Raw genomic sequence first — 18,497 nt, forward strand, 5'->3', positions numbered from 1 at the left:
TAGCCTGTCTGCATGATCAGTTCCGGGCTAAGCCTTCCCATTATGCCGACGTGCATTGTCTGGGATGAATCCATGCTGGCTTACAACTTCGGTGCAGGCCACCCCATGAGTCCGGTGCGTCTGGACCTCACCGCACGGCTGGCCCGCGAACTGGGGCTTTTCGACCTCGAAGGCGTCCGGACGGCCGAACCCTATGTCGCCTCCGCTGCCGACCTGCTGACGGTCCACGGGTATGACTACATCAGCGCCGTGCAGGCGGCCGGAGCCGACCCGGCGAACAGCAATACGCTGCTGGGACTGGGGACCGAGGACACCCCGGCTTTTGCCGGCATGCACGAGGCCAGCGCCCGGCTGGTCGGCGGTTCCCTGGTCGCAGCCGACGCGATTCTGTCCGGCGAGGCGACGCACGCCGTGAACTTCGCCGGCGGCATGCATCATGCCGGCTATGCAAAAGCGTCCGGTTTCTGCGTCTACAACGACGCCGCCGCCGCCGTCGCGCGCCTTCTCGCCAACGGCGTGAACCGGGTGGTGTACATCGACGTCGACGCCCACCACGGCGACGGAACCCAGAACATTTTCTGGGACGATCCGCGCGTCATGACCATCTCGCTGCATGAAAGCGGCCTGACGCTGTTTCCGGGGACGGGATTCGCGAATGAAACCGGCGGCAAGGCAGCCGAGGGAACCGCGGTCAACATTGCCGTACCGGCGCGCACCACCGACGCCGGCTGGCTGCGTGCGTTCCACGCCGTGGTTCCCCAGCTGACGGAAGCGTTCGCTCCGGAAGTGATCGTCAGCCAGCACGGCTGCGACAGCCACAAGGATGATCCCATGACGGGCCTGCGGATCAGCGTGGAAGCCCAGCGGCAGGTCGCCCTGACCATCAGCGATCTGGCGGGCCGGTTGTGCGAGGGCCGTTGGATCGCCACCGGCGGGGGCGGCTACAACGTGGCCTCCGTGGTTCCGCGGTCCTGGGCGCTGCTGATGTCCGTGGCTACAAACGGCCGGGTCCGTCCCTCCACTCCGCTGCCCGCGGCCTGGCGCGACTATGTGCTGGAAAAGCACGGCGTCCAGTGCGGGGAAACGCTAGGCGACGGAGCCGATCTCTGGTGGCGGTCCTGGGAAGTAGGGTATGACCCCAATGACGAGATCGACCGGACCGTCATGGCCACCCGCAAGGAACTGTTTCCGATGCACGGGCTTGACCCGTGGTTCGACTAGCCGTAATGCGGGATGCTCCGGGTTCCATATCCCGCTAGGGTAAATGGCATGGTGTTTGACGATGTGTTTGCAGTAATCGCCGAAGGTACGCGGCGCGAAATCCTGGGTGCCCTGCGTACCGGCGATAAATCCGTGGGAACACTGGTGGATGAGCTCGAGGTCAGCCAGCCGACGGCCTCCAAACACCTCAAGGTGCTGCGCGAAGCGGGCCTGGTCTCCATGCGTGCCGAAGGCCAGCGCCGGTACTACTCCCTGGAGACGGCTCCGCTGGAGGAACTGGTCCTGTGGCTGCGGGCTTTTGACCTGCCGTCCCTGGCGGAAACGACGCCGCTCCTTACCTCCGTTGCAGCCGCCCCTCCGCGCGCCACGGCTGCCGCCGCTGCCGCCGGCGCACTGGTGCCCGGGGCCGCGGAGACCCGGACGCCGCTGCCCGCGGACGCCGGCGTGCCGAACCTCGGCCGTACCGTCGGCCGCGCCGCGGAACGGGCGGCAGACCTGTTCGGCCAGTTCCCCAGATTCCGCCGCCGCCGGTCCTAGGGACACGGCTTGCCGGGCCGTTGGGCCTGCCTGATATCGCTTCGCCACTGCCCGCGGGGCTAGCGTAGTCCTAAGCGGGAAGCCCTACCTCTAAGGAGCAGCTCATGGAACGTGTACTGACACGCGTGCGCGACGACGTTTTCCGCCGCAATCCCGGAGAAACGGAATTCCACCAGGCGGTGGTGGAAGTGTTCGACTCCCTCGCACCGGTGCTGCGCAAGCATCCCGAGTTCGCCGAAGCCGCGATCCTGCAGAGGATCTGTGAACCTGAGCGGCAGATCATCTTCCGGGTGCCCTGGGTGGATGACCGGGGCCAGGTGCAGATCAACCGGGGCTTCCGGGTGGAGTTCAACTCGGCCCTGGGCCCGTATAAGGGCGGACTGCGGTTCCACCCCTCGGTGTACCTCGGGATCATTAAATTCCTGGGTTTCGAGCAGATTTTCAAGAACGCGCTCACCGGCATGCCCATCGGCGGCGGCAAGGGCGGCTCCGACTTTGATCCCCGGGGCAGGTCCGATGCCGAGGTGATGCGCTTCTGCCAGTCCTTCATGACCGAGCTGTACCGGCACATCGGTGAGTACACGGACGTTCCGGCCGGCGACATCGGCGTCGGCGGCCGTGAAATCGGTTATCTTTTCGGGCAGTACAAACGCATCACGAACCGCTATGAATCCGGTGTGCTGACCGGCAAGGGCGTGAGCTGGGGCGGATCCCTGGTCCGCCCCGAGGCCACCGGCTACGGCGTGGTGATGTTTGTCGAGGAAATGCTCAAGGCCAAGGGCATGAGCCTGGACGGGCAGCGCGTCATTGTCTCCGGCTCGGGAAACGTAGCCATCAACGCCATAGATAAGGCCCAGATGCTCGGCGCCACCGTGGTGGCATGTTCGGATTCCTCGGGCTACGTCGTTGATGAGAAGGGCATCGATGTTCCGCTGCTGCGGCAGATCAAGGAAGTGGAACGGGGCAGGATCGCGGAGTATGCCGAGCGTCGCGGACCTTCCGTGAACTTCGTGCCGGACGGATCCATCTGGGACGCAGGGGCCGGCGTTGCCCTGCCCTGCGCCACCCAGAATGAACTGGACGAATCGGATGCCGCGGCACTGATCAAGTCCGGGGTCCGGGCAGTGGCCGAGGGCGCGAACATGCCGTGCACCCCGGCAGCCATTGCCGCTTTCCAAAGCGCCGGGGTGCTGTTCGGCCCCGGCAAGGCAGCCAACGCCGGCGGTGTCGCCACCTCGGCCTTGGAGATGCAGCAGAATGCGAGCCGGGACGCATGGTCCTTTGAGCATACGGAGCGCCGGCTCAGCGAAATCATGGTCAATATCCACGAGCGGTGTGCCCGGACGGCCGAGGACTACGGTGCGCCCGGCGATTACGTGGTGGGCGCCAACATCAGCGGCTTCGTGAAAGTTGCCGATGCAATGCTGGCCCAGGGCGTGATCTAGGCTTCGCTTGCGGCGGCCGGGCCCGCCGCAGCCGAAGGAACTTCCACTATGGTTACTCCTGCCACTACAGTAGGGACATACGGGGCCATCTGTGACGCACGTCGCAACCGGCCGGTGGCGCGATGTCCCTCATCCCCAGGAGCTCCCATCGGGTTGCTGCGGGAGCGGCAGCAATGAGCAAAGGAACGGGACTAAATGGCAGACGAGGGAAATTTCTCGGATGTGCGGTTTCTGACGGTATCGGAAGTTGCCGAGGTCATGCGCGTCTCCAAAATGACGGTGTACCGCCTGGTGCATTCCGGCGAACTGCCGGCGGTTCGTTTCGGCCGGTCGTACCGGGTGCCGGAATCGGCTGTCCAGCAGGTGCTTCGGGACGCCGTCGTTGACCGTCGTTCCGACTCGGCGTAGCGCTGCTGCCGGTAAATGCGCGCCGGGGAACAGCGGATGAAAGACTGTTCCCGGCGGCGGCTGCAGGCTGGCAAATTCCACAGCGTTGAAGCTGTACCCTGTTAAGGAACGTTTTAATCGTCGCCAGTAACTACCGGCAAACAGCCTCTGCAGCCACGGCAGCAGGGGATGGAGGCCGGTGACTCCTAATAAGTTTGTGAGGACTCTGTGGGTTCAGTAATCAAGAAGCGCCGCAAGCGTATGGCCAAGAAGAAGCACCGCAAGCTGCTTCGCAAGACCCGTCACCAGCGTCGCAATAAGAAGTAGATAGACCCTTCGCCGCGACGGCTGTCAGTGGTTCCGCTGCTGCTTAGGCAGCCTCGGATCCGCTGCGGCAGAGCCCGCCAGTCCTCACGGACAGGCGGGCTCCGGTTTTTAAGGAATGGCGCTGACGGTCAGCTGTTCCGGAGGATCAGCGGTCCCGGACCCAGGAGAAGCCCCGCCAGAGACCGTAACCGGCCCCTGCCACGGTGGCTGATTTCAGCCCCAGCGTCGCGGCCCTCCGGCCGGACCGGAAATCATAGACGGGCCAGTTGCGCTCACGGGCATGACGGCGAAGGCGTGTGTCGGGATTGATCGCCACCGGGTGCCCTACCAGGGTCAGCAGCGGTACGTCGTTGTAGGAATCGCTGTACGCCCAGCAGTTCTGCAGGTCCAGTCCTTCCTTTTCCGCCAGGGCCTGGACGCCCGCGGCCTTGGCCGGTCCGTGGAGGAATTCGCCGACCAGGCGTCCGGTGTACCTGCCGTCGGCGACTTCGCTGACGGTGCCGAGGGCTCCGGTGAGCCCGAGCCGGCTGGCAATGACGGACGCAACTTCAATCGGTGTTCCGGTCACCAGCCAGACGGGCCGGCCGGACTCCATATGCTGCCGGGTCAGTGCCCGGGTGCCGGGCCAGATCTTGGACTCGATCATCTCGTCGTAGACTTCTTCGCCGAGTGTGCGTACATCTTCCGAGGAGAGCCCCGTGGCGAAGGCCAGCGCAGCGTCCCGGACAGCATGCACGTCTTTGAGGTTTTCCCCCTGAAACGTGAATCGCAGCTGCTTGGCCGCGAACCCGGCTACTTCACGAATGGTGAAGACTTTCCGCTGGTACATTTTCCGGCCCACGTGAAACAGGCTCGCGCCGCGCATCAGCGTATTGTCGACGTCGAAAAAGGCGGCTTCGCCGGGTTTGCCCGCAGCATGCGTAGTTCCGGAGGCTCGGACTGCAGTGGCTCGGGGCATAGTCCGAGTCTACGCAAAACCCGGCCCGGGCGCGGAAATGGGACGTGATGGGGCTACTTTGGACATATGAGCGAATCCACGGTCCCCCATGTAGTCCTCCTGACCAGACCGGGCTGCCACCTGTGCGAAGATGCCCGGCTCGTGCTTCAGCGCGTGGGGAAGGATCTTGGTGTGCAGTGGCAGGAGCGCAATGCCGATGAAGACCCGGAACTGGCCGCACGCTTCGGGGAAGAGATCCCGGTGCTGTTCATCGACGGAGTCCAGCGGGACTTCTGGAAAATCGACGAAGTACGGCTGCGGCGTCTGCTGGGGGCGTAATGGCATCCGAGGATGCCCGGTCGAGGCGCACGGCGCTGGAACGGGATACAGGGAACGGCAGCAAGTCCGCCGGAGCACCTCCGGCAGGTGCGGCTGCCCAGCGGCACATACCCCCGGCCTCGCTGGACCGCCTGCCGGTGTACCTGCGGGTGCTGACTGCCATGCTGGGCGACGGGATTGAGCGCGTGTCCTCGGATGAGCTGGCCGAAGCCGCCGGGGTGAATTCTCCCAAGCTGCGCAAGGACCTGTCCTACCTCGGGTCATACGGGACCAGGGGCGTGGGATATGACGTCGCGTACCTCAGTGGACAGATTTCCGCTGCGCTGGGGCTCACGCTGACTTGGCGGGTGGCCATAGTCGGCGCGGGCAACCTGGGCCGGGCGCTGGCCGGCTACCCCGGTTTCGGATCCCGGGGCTTCGAAGTAGTGGCACTCCTGGATGCCGACCCGATGGTGATCGGCCAGGAGGTGGGCTGGCTGAGGATCAGTCCGGTGGACTCACTCGAGGCTGTTCTGGCGAAGACCCGGGCAAACATGGCGGTGCTCGCGGTGCCTGCCGAGGTGGCCCAGGATCTCTGCGACCGCCTCGTGGAATCGGGGATAACCAGTATCCTCAATTTCGCTCCCGTGGTGCTTCAGGCACCGGATGACGTCCAGATCCGCAAGGTGGACATGGCAACTGAACTGCAGATCCTGGCCTACCATGCACAGCGGTCCCAGGCCTTGCGGATAGCCGAGCGTGCCCGGCTGGCGCGCTAAGGCCGATCCATCCGGAGCAACTCCGCCTGGATCTGTTCCGCGGGGATCCGCTCTGTGTCCAGTGACTCGTCCGGGACCGGCTCGGGCTCCAGGGTCCGCCGCCGGAACCAGGGAGCTGCCCCCTTTGTGAACGTGAGGCCAGATCCGACAGCGGCAAGGCCAGCTGCCGCCGCCTGGACACCCAGCCCGGCATTGACCGCGAAGAAGAGCGCCGTGACCGCCAGCATCGCCGAGACAATCCGCGCCCAGCGGCGCTTGTCCCGGAGTGCCACCGCCATGAGGCACGCAATCCCGAAGATGACCAGGGCGTAGGCGATATCCACGGCGGCAAGGGTCCTGGTGTAGAGAGTGCCGGTGATCCCGAAGCGTTCGAAGAAGGTCAGCACAGGCGGCAGCGATTCGGGAACGGCCATGCGGGAAACGGTTGAGATGGTGTTCCCCAGATTGAGCAGGCCGGCTCCTGCAACAAGGGAACACGCGGCAGCGATGATGGGGGCGGGATTGCCGGTATGCGAGGGCAGCCGGGATTGCACCGCCCGGGCACCCGACGCGGTGATGCGAAGCCCAGCGCGGGTTGTCATGGCAACGATGTGCGCAATTTTGCGCACCGCGGCCCCCACGAAGTGCGCCGTGCTGCGGGCCGCTTTGGAGAGCGCACGCGAGACCGTGCGCGCCGCCGTGGACACCGCGCCTGCTACGGCGCGGGTGCCGACGGCGGTGGCATGCGTGGTGGCTACTGCCGAAACCGAAACGGCGTGGGCCGTGCTTCGGGCGCCCACGGCGGTGGCGTGCGTGGTGACTCGGGCCGAGGTCTTTGCCGCATGGGTTACGGCGCGGGCGGCTACGGTGGCGGCGTGTGCGACGGCGTGGGCCGTTACGGTGGCGGCGTGTGCGACGGCGCGGGCCGTGCTTCGGGCACCCACGGCGGTGGCGTGTGCGACGGCGCGGGCAGCAACGGAGACTGTGTGCGCGACAGCCAGGACAAAGACCGAAACAGCACGTGCCCCGGCCCTGATCCAGTTCCCGACCGTGCGGGACACGGCGTGTGCCCCGTTGCGTACCTGTGTGGCTCCGGTGCGGGCTGCGGTTGAGGTGGTGCGGGCTCCGGCCTGGACTCCGAGGGAGACGGCGTGTGCCCCGTTGCGTACTTGTGTGGCTCCGGTGCGGGCGGCGGTTGAGGTGGTGCGGGCTCCGGCCTGGACTCCTAGGGAGACGGCGTGTGCCCCGTTGCGTACTTGTGTGGCTCCGGTGCGGGCGGCGGTCGAGGTGGTGCGGGCTCCGGCTTGGACTCCCAGGGAGACGGCGTGTGCCCCGGACCGGGCATGTTGGGACGTGCGGTGTGCAAGAGCCTTTATCCAGGCGGCGGTTCCCAGCACCCCGGCACGGACCCAGCCGAAGGTGCCGCGTGCCCCGGCGCCGAGCCAGCCGAAGGCACCGCGCACTCCGGCACTCAGCCAGCCGATGGCACCAAGCAACCCTGCCCTAAGCCAGAGGTAAGCGGCATGGCGGCCGTCGGATCCGGCACCGGATGGGGGTGCGAGGGGTCCGGCACCGGCCTCGGGCGCGCCGTCTCCTGCAATGCTCCCGGATATTGCCGGGGGATAGTCGGGCGGTTCCGGAATCACCATGCCGCCGGGCACGGCATGCCCCGAATAATGCTGCTGGTAACGCAGCGGAAGATGTGGTTTTTGGTGTGGCGGGTTTGGAAGCAGTGCGGCCATGGTCCTCCCCTTCACGGCGGAACGGCATCCTACGGCGCGGGCTGCGGAAGCAATCCATCGCCGGAAGAAAACACAACGCTACGCGGGGGCAACCAGCCTGTGACCCCTTCCCTGCAGAACCCGCCCCGAGAGGGCCGAACTCCCGGCCGAAACCTGCCGGAGGCCCTGGAAAGGGAGTCAGTACGGGTACAGCGGAGCCCTGCGGAAGTACGGGGCCGACGGCTTCAGGTACAGCATCACGATGCCCGCAATTCCCAACAGACTGGACACCAGTGAGATTAGGGTTACCGGGGAAGTGAAGTAGGAGCCGAGCATGGTGAAGATGCCAACCAGTGCGAAGGCCGCAAACACGGTGCCAAGGATGCGTGCCCAGTTCTTTCCACGCCGGACGAAGAGGGCGATCAGGAGGTAGATTCCAAAGCCGATCAGGGCTATGACAATGCCGAAGGAAACGAGGAAGGTGGTCACGTTTCCGTCATCCAGCCCGGCATCGCTGAACGCCTGTTTTTCCTGGGGAGTCAGCACGGAGGGAAGGGCGAACGAGGTGATGATGTTGTAGATAAAGCTCAAGACGCCTGCTGCGATGATCAACCAGGAACCGGTGATGACCTCGCGCGGTGGAGATGCTTTGGCAGGGACTGCCGGGGGCGCCGGATACCCGTAGCCGGAGGGCTGGCCGGCTCCCGGAGGCTGGTCGGAGGCCTGTCCATAGCCGTAGGGGCGTGGAGCGTATTGGCCGTACTGCGGCTCCGGCCTGGTATCCGGACCAACACCTCCGCCCGGAGCGCCGGCGCCGCCTGGTGCCGGGGGACCGCCGGGGTACGGGGGATTATTCGGGTAGTTGGGGTCGCGGCCCGGCTCGGGAGTGTTCTCTGGAGTGCTCATGTCCGCCTGCCTGCTGGAGGGTGTCTTGAAGCAGCTGGACGGGTGTGCCGGCGGCGGGAAAGAGCCGGGGCGCCCCCGCAGCCAAGTACCCAGCGTAGCCCTGCGGGCCCTGCATGGTCAGGGGCTCCGGAAAAGCCGGGCGCAAAAAAACGGCCCCGGACCGATGGGTCCGGGGCCGCCCTGTGGGGGGGAATGGGGAAGTTGCTAGGCCGCTACGAAGGCAGCATCAACGGAGATGGTGACCTTGTCGCCCACCAGGACGCCGCCGGTCTCCAGTGCAGCGTTCCACGTCAGCCCGAAGTCCTTGCGGCTGATCACGGTGCTGGCGGAGAAACCGGAGCGGGTGGCGCCGAACGGGTCCACGGCCACGCCGTTGAACTCGGTGTCCATGACTACCGGGCGGGTGATGCCCTTGATGGTCAGGTCGCCCGTGACCGTGTACGTGGAGCCCGAGGCTTCAATACCGGTGGCCGTGAAGGTCAGCTCCGGGAACTGCTCGGCGTCGAAGAAATCCGGACCCTTGACGTGGGCGTCACGGTTGGCATCGTTGGAGTTGAAGGAATCGGCGGCGATGACGACGGCGACGGCGGTTTCCTCCAGCGTCTCGCCGACAGTCAGCGTCGCTTCGACCTTGTCGAAGTTGCCGCGCACCTTGCTGATGCCGGCGTGACGGACGGTGAAGCCAACTTCGCTGTGTGAGGCATCGAAATTCCAGGTTCCGGTGGTGAGGCCGCTGGGGATCATGGAGAGCTCCTTCTGGTAACTGTGCCGGCAGGAGGTCCCCTGCGGCATTTTCATGCATTTGCATTTAGTGTTGCACGGTTTGGTTAAAGGTTCAAGTGAAATTCACGGGGAATGCCCGAAAATTTAGCAGCTGGCTCCAACTCTGCGAAACTGGGACACATGTCCCGCTCATCCATACACCTCGTGCGCCACGGTGAAGTCTTTAATCCTGACAAGGTTCTGTACGGCCGCCTCCCGGAGTTCCACCTCTCGGATCTGGGACGCCAAATGGCGGACCGGGTTGCGGAATATTTCACCGAGCAGCGCAGCCAGGGCGCCAATCTGGTCCACCTGGTCGCGTCCCCGCTGACCCGTGCCCAGGAAACGGCGGCTCCGCTGGCAGCCGCTCTCAACCTCGACATCGTCACGGATGAGCGGATCCTTGAAGCGGAGAACCGATTCGAAGGTATGTCCCGCATCCAGAGCAAGCTGCGCAATCCGCGTTACTGGCCGCTCCTGCGCAATCCCATGCGCCCGTCCTGGGGGGAGCCGTACGCCAAGCAGGTGGCCCGCATGATGTCCGCCGTCGATGACGCACGGCTGCGCGCCGTGGAACTTGGCGGAGACAACGCGGAAGCCGTTCTGGTCAGCCATCAGCTGCCCATCTGGGTCACCCGGCTGGCAGCGGAGGGCAGGAAGCTTTGGCATGACCCCCGCCAGCGCGAGTGTACGCTGACCTCGGTCACCACCCTGCAGTTCGACGGCGCCGTGCTGACCGGCGTTCGCTACGCCGAGCCGAGCGCGGACCTTCTTCCCGGTGCAGCGAATGTCCCGGGAGCATAATAGAATTACTACGCGTTGTAGAAGTGGCTTCTCCGTGCCGCGATGAAAGCTGGAAATCCTTGAAGAACCGCCCACGCCCTGCTGAACCGGATGCCTTAGGCCGCCGCTCCTTCCTTCGGCTCGGTGCCGGACTGGCCCTGGCCGTCCCCTTTGCCGCAACCGCTGCCGGATGCTCCACCGATGATCCCCTGGCCGAACAGGCGAACGCGGGGGACAACAAGAACTACATCGCCGGAGACGGCTCGGTGACGGAATACGATCCCGCAGAGCGCGGCGAGGCCGTCCAGTTCACGGCAACCCTGTTCGACGGTACCGAGGTGAGCTCGGCCGACTGGGCCGGCGACGTCGTCGTGCTGAACTTCTGGTACGCGGCGTGTGCGCCGTGCCGGAAGGAAGCACCGGACCTGGTGGAGCTGCATGACAACTTTGCCGGTGAGGGCGCACGCTTCTACGGCGTCAACATCCGCGACGAGAAGGCGACCGCCGAAGCGTTTGAGCGGAACTTCAACATTCCGTACCCCAGCTTCCAGGACAAGGACGGCGGTGTGCTGCTGGCCATGACCAGTTTCGTGCCGCCGCAGGCAGTGCCCACCACCCTGGTGCTGGACCGGAACGGCCGCGTGGCCGCCCGGATCCTCGGACTGGCTGACAAGGGCACCCTGAAGGCGCTCATCACCGACGCGCTGGCAGCGTAGGAACGGTGTCCTTCCTCCCCGCCCTGGCACCGGTGGCCGAGTCCACTGCCAATAGCTTTGCCGACACGGTATTGAACGGATCCGTGCTGCTGGCCATCCCGGTGGCGGCCCTCGCCGGACTGGTCTCCTTCCTTTCCCCCTGTGTGCTGCCCCTGGTTCCGGGATACCTCGGCTATGTCACCGGACTGACCGGTGTTGACCTGCAGAAACAACGGCGCGGCAGGATGTTCGCGGGTATCGGTCTGTTCGTCCTCGGATTCTCCGTGGTCTTTGTTGCCCTGGGTGCCGGCATCGGACAGCTCGGCGCCTGGCTGAAAGGCTCCGAACAGGCGTGGATTTCGCAGGCACTGGGTCTGGTGGTCATCCTGCTCGGCATTGTGTTCATGGGCGGAATGAGCTGGTTCCAGCGTGACCGCAAGATTGAAGCCAAACCACCGGCCGGTCTCTGGGGCGCCCCGGTGCTGGGCATCACCTTCGGCCTTGGCTGGGCGCCGTGCATCGGCCCGACGCTGTCCGCTGTGCAGTTGCTCTCCTTTTCCGGCAGCGACGCAAGCGCAGCAAAAGGCGCCCTCCTGACCTTCGTGTACTGCCTCGGGCTGGGGCTGCCGTTCCTGCTTATCGCCATCGGCTTCCGCCGGGGAATGGGCGCACTGGGCATTTTCCGCCGCCACCGGCTGGCGCTGCAGCGCTTCGGAGGCGGCATGCTGATCGCCCTCGGCCTGCTGATGGTCAGCGGCGTGTGGAACCTGTGGATCAACCAGCTCCAAGGTTGGTTGGGTAACGTGTCCCTGCCGATCTGATGAAAAACCCAACGAACCAGGAACAGACGAACCATGAGAACACCGTGACCCCGGGACAGGATGACGTGACAGACAAGGCAACAACGCCACGCCCCTCGAAGCCCCGCCCCTCCAAGGGACGCCGGGACGACGCTGCGCTGCCCGCTCTGGGGCTGCTGGGTACGCTGCGCTGGGCCTGGACCCAGCTGACCAGCATGAAGACGGCACTGTTCCTGCTCCTGCTGCTGGCCGTTGCCGCGGTGCCGGGTTCACTGTTCCCGCAGCGGCCGGCCGATCCCTCGGTGGTGACGCAGTACCTCAAGGACAATCCCGAAACCGGGCCCTGGCTGGACCGCTTCCAGCTCTTCGACGTGTATTCCTCCGTCTGGTTCTCGGCCATCTACCTGCTGCTGTTTATTTCCCTGATCGGCTGCGTCATCCCGCGGGCCAAGGCACACTTCAAAGCCATGCGCTCCAAGCCTCCGCGCACACCGAGCCGGCTTTCCCGGATGCCCGAATACGGCACACTGGCGGTTCCTGCGGAGGCATCGCTGAGCCCGGCGGACGCCGTGCGGGATGCCGCGAAGATCCTGCGCCGCCGCGGTTACCGCGTGGATGTCAGGGACGTGGACGGCGACCGGCCGTCCGTCGGCGCCGAACGGGGGTTTGCCAAGGAACTCGGCAACCTGGTCTTCCACACCAGCCTTATCGGCGTCCTGGCCTGCGTGGCACTGGGCGGGTTGTTCGGTTACAGCGGGCAGAAGATCGTGGTGGAGGGCGAGTCCTTCGTCAACACCCTGGTCAGCTACGACACCTTCACCCCCGGCTCCAACTTCAGCGAAAGCCAGCTCTCCCCGTACTCCCTCACGCTGGACGAGTTCGAGATCGAATTCGACCGCGAATCCGAGACCCACTACGGCCAGCCCCTGGACTTCACCGCCAATATGACGGTGAAGGAAGGTCCGGACGCCGAGGCCGAGAAACAGGTCCTGAAGGTCAACTCGCCCCTGACCCTGGGCGGCACCCGCGTCTATCTGGTCGGCAACGGCTACGCCCCGGTAGTGACCGTGCGCGACGGCGACGGCAACGTGGCCCTGGAAGGGCCGGTCGTGGCGGTGCCCACCGACGCCATGTACACCTCCCTCGCCGTGATCAAGGCGCCGGATGCCAAGCCCGATCAGTTGGGCTTTGTTGGATTCTTCCTGCCGACCGCCATGATCGACGACGCCGGGGTCAGCTACTCCGGTGATCCCGATCCCTTCAACCCCCAGTTGAACCTCAACTCCTTCTACGGCGACCTGGGGCTGGACGAAGGCGTGCCCTCCAACGTTTACGTGCTGGAGACCGAGGACCTGACGCCGCTGAACAGCCGCGACCTCGACGCCGGGGGCATTGTCCTGGGCGCCAACCAGACCTATGAACTGCCCGACGGCAAGGGATCCATCACCTTTGACGGCCTGAAGCGGTATGCCGCCCTGGACATCCACTACGACCCGGCGAAAACCGGTGTCCTCGTGTTCGCGGTGCTCGCCCTCTCCGGCCTCGCGGCGTCGCTGTTCCTGGCACGCCGGAGGGTCTGGGTCCGGGCGGGCCAGCACCCGGACGGCCGGGTCATGATTGAATATGGGCTCCTGGCCCGGGGCGAAGACCCCCGGCTCACTACTGAAGCCGCAGCACTGCGCGGGCTGTTTGCCGCGAAGTGGTTGGCACCCCAGGACCCGCAGCGACACAATGTTGGGCGGGTCACCGTACCTGCAAACGCATCGGCGGACAGCAGCGCCGCAGTAGAACCACCTAAGGACCGGTAATGCCTTCCATCGATTACACCCTCGCCAGTTACAGCGAGCTCTTTATGCTGCTGGCGGCATTTGCCTACACGATTGCCTTCCTGGCCTTTGCGTGGGACCTCGCCAAGAGCAGCAAGACCATCCAAGCGGTGGAAAACCGGCTGGAGCAAAAGACCGCCGTGCGTGAAACCGTCCCGGCCGGGGCCGCCAACGGCTCGGCCCGGGACTGGGACGCCGACGGGAGCCGGGAAGCGCAGACCGCGGACGGAGCCATGGGTTACACCGGTCCCCGCCGCAACGCCGCCCGGGTGGGCGTGGCGCTGACGGTGCTGGCCGCTGCCATCCACGCCGCCGGCGTCATCACCCGCGGCATGGCCGCGCACCGGGTGCCGTGGGGCAACATGTATGAGTTCTGCACCACCGGAGCCCTCGTGGTTGCCGTGGTGTTCCTGCTGGTGCTGACCCGCAGGGACCTGCGCTTCCTCGGCACCGTGGTGCTGGGCCTGGTGCTGGTGATGATGATGGCAGCGACCATCGGATTCCCGACGCCGGTGGCCCACCTCGTTCCCGCCCTCCAGAGCTACTGGCTGATCATCCACGTCTCCGTCGCAGTGATTGCCTCGGCGCTGTTCACACTGACGTTCGCCATGTCGGTCCTGCAGCTGCTCCAGGCGGACCGGGAAAGCCGGATCCGCTCGGGCCGCGGGGAACGGCTGCCGTTCATGCGCATTGTTCCTTCTGCGCAGAGCCTGGAAAACCTGTCCTACCGCATCAATGCGGTGGCCTTCGTGCTGTGGACCTTCACCCTCATGGCAGGTTCCATTTGGGCCGAACAGGCATGGGGCCGGTACTGGGGCTGGGACACCAAGGAAGTCTGGACCTTCGTCATCTGGGTGGTCTACGCCGGTTACCTGCACGCCCGCGCCACCCGCGGCTGGACCGGAACGCGTTCCGCCTGGCTTTCGATCGTCGGCTTCCTCTGCGTGGTCTTCAACTTCACGATCGTGAACATGTTCTTCTCCGGCCTGCACAGCTACGCGGGCGTCTAGCCGGCTGGGAGCCCGCCCGCCCGCGGTCAGCGGAAACCGAAAAGACCCGTTCCGGAATCTCCGGAACGGGTCTTTTCATGTGCTGGCCAGGTCATGCGCTGGTGGGGCTGCGGAACGCGGGTTCGGCGGGAGCGGAGACGCCGCCGGGGATCAGGTTCCCGGCCCGGCAGTGCTAAGCGCCGGGCTTGTCGTCGTCGTTCTGGGTGCCGCGGCTTTCCTTCGCCCGCAGCTCGGCCTCACGTGCCCGCAGTTCGGCTTCCTTCTGTTCCTGGCGGCGCCGGATCTCCAGGTTGCGCAGGAACTCGGGATCGTCGTCCGGTGCGGAGGGCCGCCGCGGCTCACGCGGGCCGGAACCTCCGGAGGACCCACCGGAAGGCCTGCCGAACAGGAACCAGAGGAGCGCGCCCAGGACCGGAATCAGGATGATGGTGAACAGCCAGGACACCTTGGAGATGCTGCGCACCTCGTTGGCTCGGGACATGATGCAGTCAATGACGGCGTAAATGATCACGGCAGCGACGATGATGACGCCGAACAAGACAAGACGGGGCATACGGACATTGTAGTGGAGGCCGTCGTCGGCGGCGCCCAGGGAAGCGAAGGAACGGTCAGGGCGCCGAGCGCCTAGAATGAAGGCGTGGCTTTCTGGAAATTTACTGCACTCCGCCTGGGTTTGGTGGCCGTCTTCTTCGTGCTCTGCATGCTGCTGCAGCTGGGAGTCCTGCTCTCGGCGCTGGCCGCCGCAGTTCTGGCGTGGTGCGTGACCTATCTCTTTGCCCGGGATATGCGGGACGAAGCCGCCCGCACCGTCCAGCGCCGCTTCACCGAGGAACGCGCGCCGAAGCGCGGCCGCGGCGAACTGGATGACTCCAGGGCCGAGGACACCCTGGTGGCCGAAAACCCGGACGTCCGGATCGACAATGACCGCCGCCGCGAGGCTTAGCCTGCCCGTGGAACCTAGGCCAGCAGGCGCGTCAGCACCAATCCGGCGGCGTACAGCACGCTGAAACCGAGGTTGATCAGGCCGGTGTGTTTCAGGACCGGGATCAGTGCGGGGCCGTTCTTGCCGGTGAGCATCAGGCCGCAGGGCAGGATGCACGCCGGAATCAGCAGCAGCACCAGCAGGATCCACGGGTAGCTGCCCGCAATGAAGAGCGGCAGCAGCACCGCCAGCGCCAGCATCATCACGTAGCTGATCCGCGCGGGGCCATCGCCCAGGCGTACCGCCAGCGTGCGCTTGCCGGACTCGCGGTCCGTGGGGATGTCCCGGACATTGTTGGCCATGAGCAGGGCCATGGCGATCAGCCCGGTACCCACCGCGCCCAGCACAGATGCCGTGTTGATTTCCAGCGCCTGCGTGTAGGTGGTGCCCAGGGTGGCGACCAGGCCGAAGAAGATGAACACGAACACCTCGCCGAGGCCGCGGTAACCGTAGGGGTTCTTGCCGCCGGTGTACCCCCACGCGGCTGCAACGCAGCCCACGCCCACCAGGATCAGGAACGGTGTGCCGGCCAGGACAACGAGGGCCACGCCGGCGAGCATGGCCGCACCGAAGCAGCCGAATGCCGCGTACTTGACCTGTTTCGGGGAGGCCAGGCGGGCACCGGTGAGCCGCAGCGGACCCACCCGGTTGTCGTCCGTGCCGCGGATACCGTCCGAGTAGTCATTGGCGTAGTTCACGCCTATCTGCAGCAGCACGGCAATCAGGGCGGCAAGGACGGCCCGGACGGGGCGGAAGTCCCCGAGGTCGTAGGCGGCGGCGGATCCGATGATCACCGGCGCGATTGCCGCGGGCAGCGTCCTGGGGCGGGCGCCTTGTAACCATTGGGCGGCTGTAGCCACGGTGTTGTTCCTTAGTTTTTGAGGTGAGGCGGGTGGGGTGAGGCGGGTCAGTGCCGCGCGGCGGCAAGCAGCCGCAGCAGGGTCATCCGGTCCGCCTTGCCGTTGGGCAGCAGGGGCAGGGCTTCAAGCAGCAGGACCACTTTCGGAACCGCGGCGGCTCCAAGGCGGGAGCGGACGGCGTCGCGGACCAGTTCCGGATCCACGCTGCCCACGACGGCGGCGCCCACGCGGGAGCCCCACTCGGCGTCGTCCAGGCCCAGGACAAACGCCTGCTCTACGCCGCCGACCGTCTCCACGGCCTCGGCGACGGCCTGCGCGGAGATCTTGATCCCGCCGCTGACAATGACGTCGTCCAGCCGGCCCGATACGGTGACCCGGCCGGCGTCGTCCACTGTGCCGGTGTCATCCGTGCGGAACCAGCGGCGTCCGGAGTTGAACCGGAAACGGTCCTCGGTCAGGTCCGGCCGGCCCATGTACCCGTCCGATAGGACGTCACCGGCAATCCAGAGGCGCCCCTCCCACCGGATGACGTCGACGCCGGGCAGCGGTACGCCGTCGTAAACGCACCCTCCGCATGTTTCGCTCATTCCGTAGGTGGTCACAATGTTCAGCCCGTAGCCTCGGGCCTTTTCCAGCAGGGGAGCACCGGCCGGTGCTCCGCCGAGCAGGATGGCGTTGAACCGGCGCAGCACGCGCAGGGTTTCCGGCGCCGGATCCTGCAGCAGGCGGTGGAGCTGCGTGGGTACCAGCGAAGTGAAGCGGTTGCGGTCCGTCATATCCTCCGCGGCGCGGGTGAATCCCTCGGCGCTGAACGGCACGGACAGGTCCATGAAGACCGGCTGCGTCCCGGCATACAGGGAGCGGACCAGGACCTGGATGCCGGCAATGTAATTGACCGGCAGGGCGGCCAGCCACTGGCCGTCCGCCTTCAGGGCCATGGCGGTGGCCATCGAGGATGCGGCCAGCGCGTCCGTGCTGAGCATGGTCTGCTTCGGGGTGCCGGTTGAACCGGAGGTGCTGACGACCAGGGCAATGTCGTCATTGGGCAGTTCACCGGTGAAGGTCTGGGCCGGATCAGTGTGCGGTGCCACCGCGGGGCCTTCCCCGGCCAGCGCGTCGGCCAGCGGGGAGAGCAGCATGCCGGCGTCGAAGCCGGGGGTAATCAGGACTGGGAGCAGTTCCACAGCGGGTCCTAGAAGTAGTAGGGGAACGAGGACCAGTCCGGATCGCGTTTGGCAAGGAACGCTTCCTTGCCCTCCACCGCCTCGTCCGTCATATAGGCCAGCCGCGTCGCTTCGCCGGCGAAGACCTGCTGCCCGGCCAGGCCGTCGTCGGGCAGGTTGAAGGCGAACTTGAGCATCCGGATGGCCTGCGGCGACTGCCGGGCAATGTCCGCTGCGTATTCCAGGGCGACCTTTTCCAGGTCTTCATGGTCCACGGCTTCGTTGACCGCGCCCATGGCAACCATGTCCTCGGCGGAGTACTCCCGGGCCAGGAAGAAGATTTCGCGGGCCTTTTTCTGGCCGATCTGCCGGGCCAGCAGCGCCGAACCGTAGCCGGCGTCGAAGCTGCCCACGGTGGCGTCGGTCTGCTTGAATTTACCGTGCTGGCGCGAGGCGATGGTCAGGTCGGAAACCACGTGCAGGCTGTGCCCGCCGCCGGCGGCCCAGCCGTTGACGACGGCGATGACCACCTTGGGCATGGTGCGCATCAGCCGCTGGACTTCCAGGATGTGCAGCCGGCCGGCGCGTGCCGGATCAATGGTTTCCTTCGTTTCTCCCTCGGCGTACCGGTAGCCGTCGCGTCCGCGGATCCGCTGGTCGCCGCCGGAGCAGAAGGAATGGCCGCCGTCCTTGGGGGAGGGGCCGTTGCCGGTGAGCAGAACGGTGGCGACGTCGGGAGACATCCGGGCATGGTCCATGGCGCGGTAGAGCTCGTCCACGGTGCCCGGCCGGAAGGCATTGCGCACCTCGGGCCGGTTGAAGGCGATCCGCACCGTGGGCAGATCGCGCAGGACGGCACCGCCGGCGTCGCGCTCCACCTGCCGGTGGTAGGTCATGTCCTGCAGGTCCTCGAACCCGGAGACAAGACGCCACTGCTGCGGGTCGAAGATATCGGACACCTGTGCTGGAAGTTCTGTGCTCACAAACCGAGTTTATCGCCCGGCGCGGTTCCTGCCGGACAGCAGCTCCCCCCGGACGCCAATCCGAACGGACCGGAAC

At 66.0% G+C, this 18,497-nt stretch carries 21 protein-coding genes; 13 read left to right on the forward strand and 8 right to left on the reverse strand.

Annotation, left to right across the window (positions count from 1 at the left end; translation table 11 throughout):
- Positions 1-12 precede the first annotated feature (12 nt).
- The 5 genes from GD627_RS03640 to GD627_RS03660 all read left to right on the forward strand — a co-directional run bounded on the left by GD627_RS03640 (position 13) and on the right by GD627_RS03660 (position 3,917).
- The gene (locus GD627_RS03640; RefSeq protein ID WP_246165297.1) at positions 13-1,221 is read left to right on the forward strand and encodes an acetoin utilization protein AcuC; all 1,209 of its coding nucleotides are present in this window, start codon (positions 13-15) and stop codon (positions 1,219-1,221) included.
- A gap of 48 nt (positions 1,222-1,269) precedes the next feature.
- Positions 1,270-1,758 carry an ArsR/SmtB family transcription factor gene (locus tag GD627_RS03645; RefSeq protein WP_146360753.1) on the forward strand — a complete coding sequence of 163 codons (489 nt, stop codon included), beginning with the start codon at positions 1,270-1,272 and terminating at the stop codon, positions 1,756-1,758.
- A gap of 104 nt (positions 1,759-1,862) precedes the next feature.
- Positions 1,863-3,203, forward strand: a complete 1,341-nt coding sequence (gdhA, locus tag GD627_RS03650) for an NADP-specific glutamate dehydrogenase (RefSeq protein WP_152271379.1) — start codon at positions 1,863-1,865, stop codon at positions 3,201-3,203.
- Positions 3,204-3,398: 195 nt separating this feature from the next.
- Entirely contained in the window at positions 3,399-3,611 is a 213-nt protein-coding gene (locus GD627_RS03655; protein WP_146360757.1) for a helix-turn-helix domain-containing protein, read from the forward strand.
- A 207-nt stretch (positions 3,612-3,818) separates the two neighbouring features.
- A complete protein-coding gene (locus GD627_RS03660) occupies positions 3,819-3,917 on the forward strand; it encodes a 30S ribosomal protein bS22 (protein WP_003792170.1) in 99 nt (32 codons plus the stop codon).
- A gap of 145 nt (positions 3,918-4,062) precedes the next feature.
- Here the strand turns inward: GD627_RS03660 and GD627_RS03665 are convergent, their stop codons facing one another.
- Positions 4,063-4,875 (reverse strand): HAD family hydrolase, encoded by an 813-nt coding sequence (locus tag GD627_RS03665; protein ID WP_152271380.1) that lies wholly within the window; start codon positions 4,873-4,875, stop codon positions 4,063-4,065.
- Between the two features lie 66 nt (positions 4,876-4,941).
- On the opposite strand from GD627_RS03665, the gene GD627_RS03670 reads away from it, so the two are divergent.
- Positions 4,942-5,193 carry a glutaredoxin family protein gene (locus GD627_RS03670; RefSeq protein WP_146360761.1) on the forward strand — a complete coding sequence of 84 codons (252 nt, stop codon included), beginning with the start codon at positions 4,942-4,944 and terminating at the stop codon, positions 5,191-5,193.
- Positions 5,193-5,951 (forward strand): redox-sensing transcriptional repressor Rex, encoded by a 759-nt coding sequence (locus GD627_RS03675; RefSeq protein WP_152271381.1) that lies wholly within the window; start codon positions 5,193-5,195, stop codon positions 5,949-5,951. The genes GD627_RS03670 and GD627_RS03675 overlap by 1 nt, the downstream gene beginning before the upstream one ends.
- Here GD627_RS03675 and GD627_RS03680 read toward each other — a convergent pair.
- The 3 genes from GD627_RS03680 to GD627_RS03690 form a co-directional block, all read right to left on the reverse strand.
- Positions 5,948-7,672: a hypothetical protein gene (locus GD627_RS03680; RefSeq protein ID WP_152271382.1), complete on the reverse strand. Its 1,725-nt coding sequence runs from the start codon at positions 7,670-7,672 to the stop codon at positions 5,948-5,950. The two genes, GD627_RS03675 and GD627_RS03680, sit on opposite strands and share 4 nt — an antisense overlap.
- A gap of 177 nt (positions 7,673-7,849) precedes the next feature.
- A complete protein-coding gene (locus tag GD627_RS03685; protein ID WP_152271383.1) occupies positions 7,850-8,557 on the reverse strand; it encodes a hypothetical protein in 708 nt (235 codons plus the stop codon).
- Between the two features lie 204 nt (positions 8,558-8,761).
- Positions 8,762-9,301 carry a YceI family protein gene (locus GD627_RS03690; RefSeq protein ID WP_152271384.1) on the reverse strand — a complete coding sequence of 180 codons (540 nt, stop codon included), beginning with the start codon at positions 9,299-9,301 and terminating at the stop codon, positions 8,762-8,764.
- A 159-nt stretch (positions 9,302-9,460) separates the two neighbouring features.
- Between GD627_RS03690 and GD627_RS03695 the strand changes: the two genes are divergently transcribed.
- Genes GD627_RS03695 through ccsB form a run of 5 tightly spaced genes read left to right on the forward strand, consistent with a single transcriptional unit; the run spans position 9,461 to position 14,433 of the window.
- On the forward strand, positions 9,461-10,123 hold the full coding sequence (locus tag GD627_RS03695; RefSeq protein WP_152271385.1) for a histidine phosphatase family protein: 663 nt from the start codon (positions 9,461-9,463) through the stop codon (positions 10,121-10,123).
- A 59-nt stretch (positions 10,124-10,182) separates the two neighbouring features.
- On the forward strand, positions 10,183-10,818 hold the full coding sequence (locus GD627_RS03700; RefSeq protein ID WP_194265950.1) for a TlpA family protein disulfide reductase: 636 nt from the start codon (positions 10,183-10,185) through the stop codon (positions 10,816-10,818).
- A 5-nt stretch (positions 10,819-10,823) separates the two neighbouring features.
- On the forward strand, positions 10,824-11,618 hold the full coding sequence (locus GD627_RS03705) for a cytochrome c biogenesis CcdA family protein (RefSeq protein ID WP_246165299.1): 795 nt from the start codon (positions 10,824-10,826) through the stop codon (positions 11,616-11,618).
- Positions 11,618-13,405, forward strand: coding sequence for a cytochrome c biogenesis protein ResB (resB, locus tag GD627_RS03710; protein ID WP_152271386.1), 1,788 nt, complete (start codon positions 11,618-11,620; stop codon positions 13,403-13,405). The genes GD627_RS03705 and resB overlap by 1 nt, the downstream gene beginning before the upstream one ends.
- A complete protein-coding gene (gene ccsB / locus GD627_RS03715) occupies positions 13,405-14,433 on the forward strand; it encodes a c-type cytochrome biogenesis protein CcsB (protein ID WP_146360773.1) in 1,029 nt (342 codons plus the stop codon). The genes resB and ccsB overlap by 1 nt, the downstream gene beginning before the upstream one ends.
- 172 nt (positions 14,434-14,605) lie before the next feature.
- Here ccsB and GD627_RS03720 read toward each other — a convergent pair whose 3' ends face one another.
- A complete protein-coding gene (locus tag GD627_RS03720) occupies positions 14,606-14,986 on the reverse strand; it encodes a PLD nuclease N-terminal domain-containing protein (protein WP_146360775.1) in 381 nt (126 codons plus the stop codon).
- 84 nt (positions 14,987-15,070) lie between these two features.
- Here GD627_RS03720 and GD627_RS03725 point away from each other — a divergent pair, with 84 nt between their 5' ends.
- The gene (locus GD627_RS03725) at positions 15,071-15,376 is read left to right on the forward strand and encodes a DUF4229 domain-containing protein (RefSeq protein ID WP_146360777.1); all 306 of its coding nucleotides are present in this window, start codon (positions 15,071-15,073) and stop codon (positions 15,374-15,376) included.
- A gap of 14 nt (positions 15,377-15,390) precedes the next feature.
- On the opposite strand, the gene GD627_RS03730 is transcribed toward GD627_RS03725, so the two are convergent.
- From GD627_RS03730 to GD627_RS03740, 3 genes are read right to left on the reverse strand one after another with little or no spacing between them, the layout of a single operon-like run.
- A complete protein-coding gene (locus GD627_RS03730) occupies positions 15,391-16,275 on the reverse strand; it encodes a 1,4-dihydroxy-2-naphthoate polyprenyltransferase (protein ID WP_152271387.1) in 885 nt (294 codons plus the stop codon).
- A 47-nt stretch (positions 16,276-16,322) separates the two neighbouring features.
- The gene (locus tag GD627_RS03735; RefSeq protein WP_146360781.1) at positions 16,323-17,459 is read right to left on the reverse strand and encodes an AMP-binding protein; all 1,137 of its coding nucleotides are present in this window, start codon (positions 17,457-17,459) and stop codon (positions 16,323-16,325) included.
- A gap of 8 nt (positions 17,460-17,467) precedes the next feature.
- Positions 17,468-18,421: a 1,4-dihydroxy-2-naphthoyl-CoA synthase gene (locus GD627_RS03740; protein WP_152271388.1), complete on the reverse strand. Its 954-nt coding sequence runs from the start codon at positions 18,419-18,421 to the stop codon at positions 17,468-17,470.
- Positions 18,422-18,497: the final 76 nt, after the last annotated feature.

It is taken from the genome of Arthrobacter yangruifuii (assembly GCF_009192775.1).
Classification (GTDB): domain Bacteria; phylum Actinomycetota; class Actinomycetes; order Actinomycetales; family Micrococcaceae; genus Arthrobacter_B; species Arthrobacter_B yangruifuii.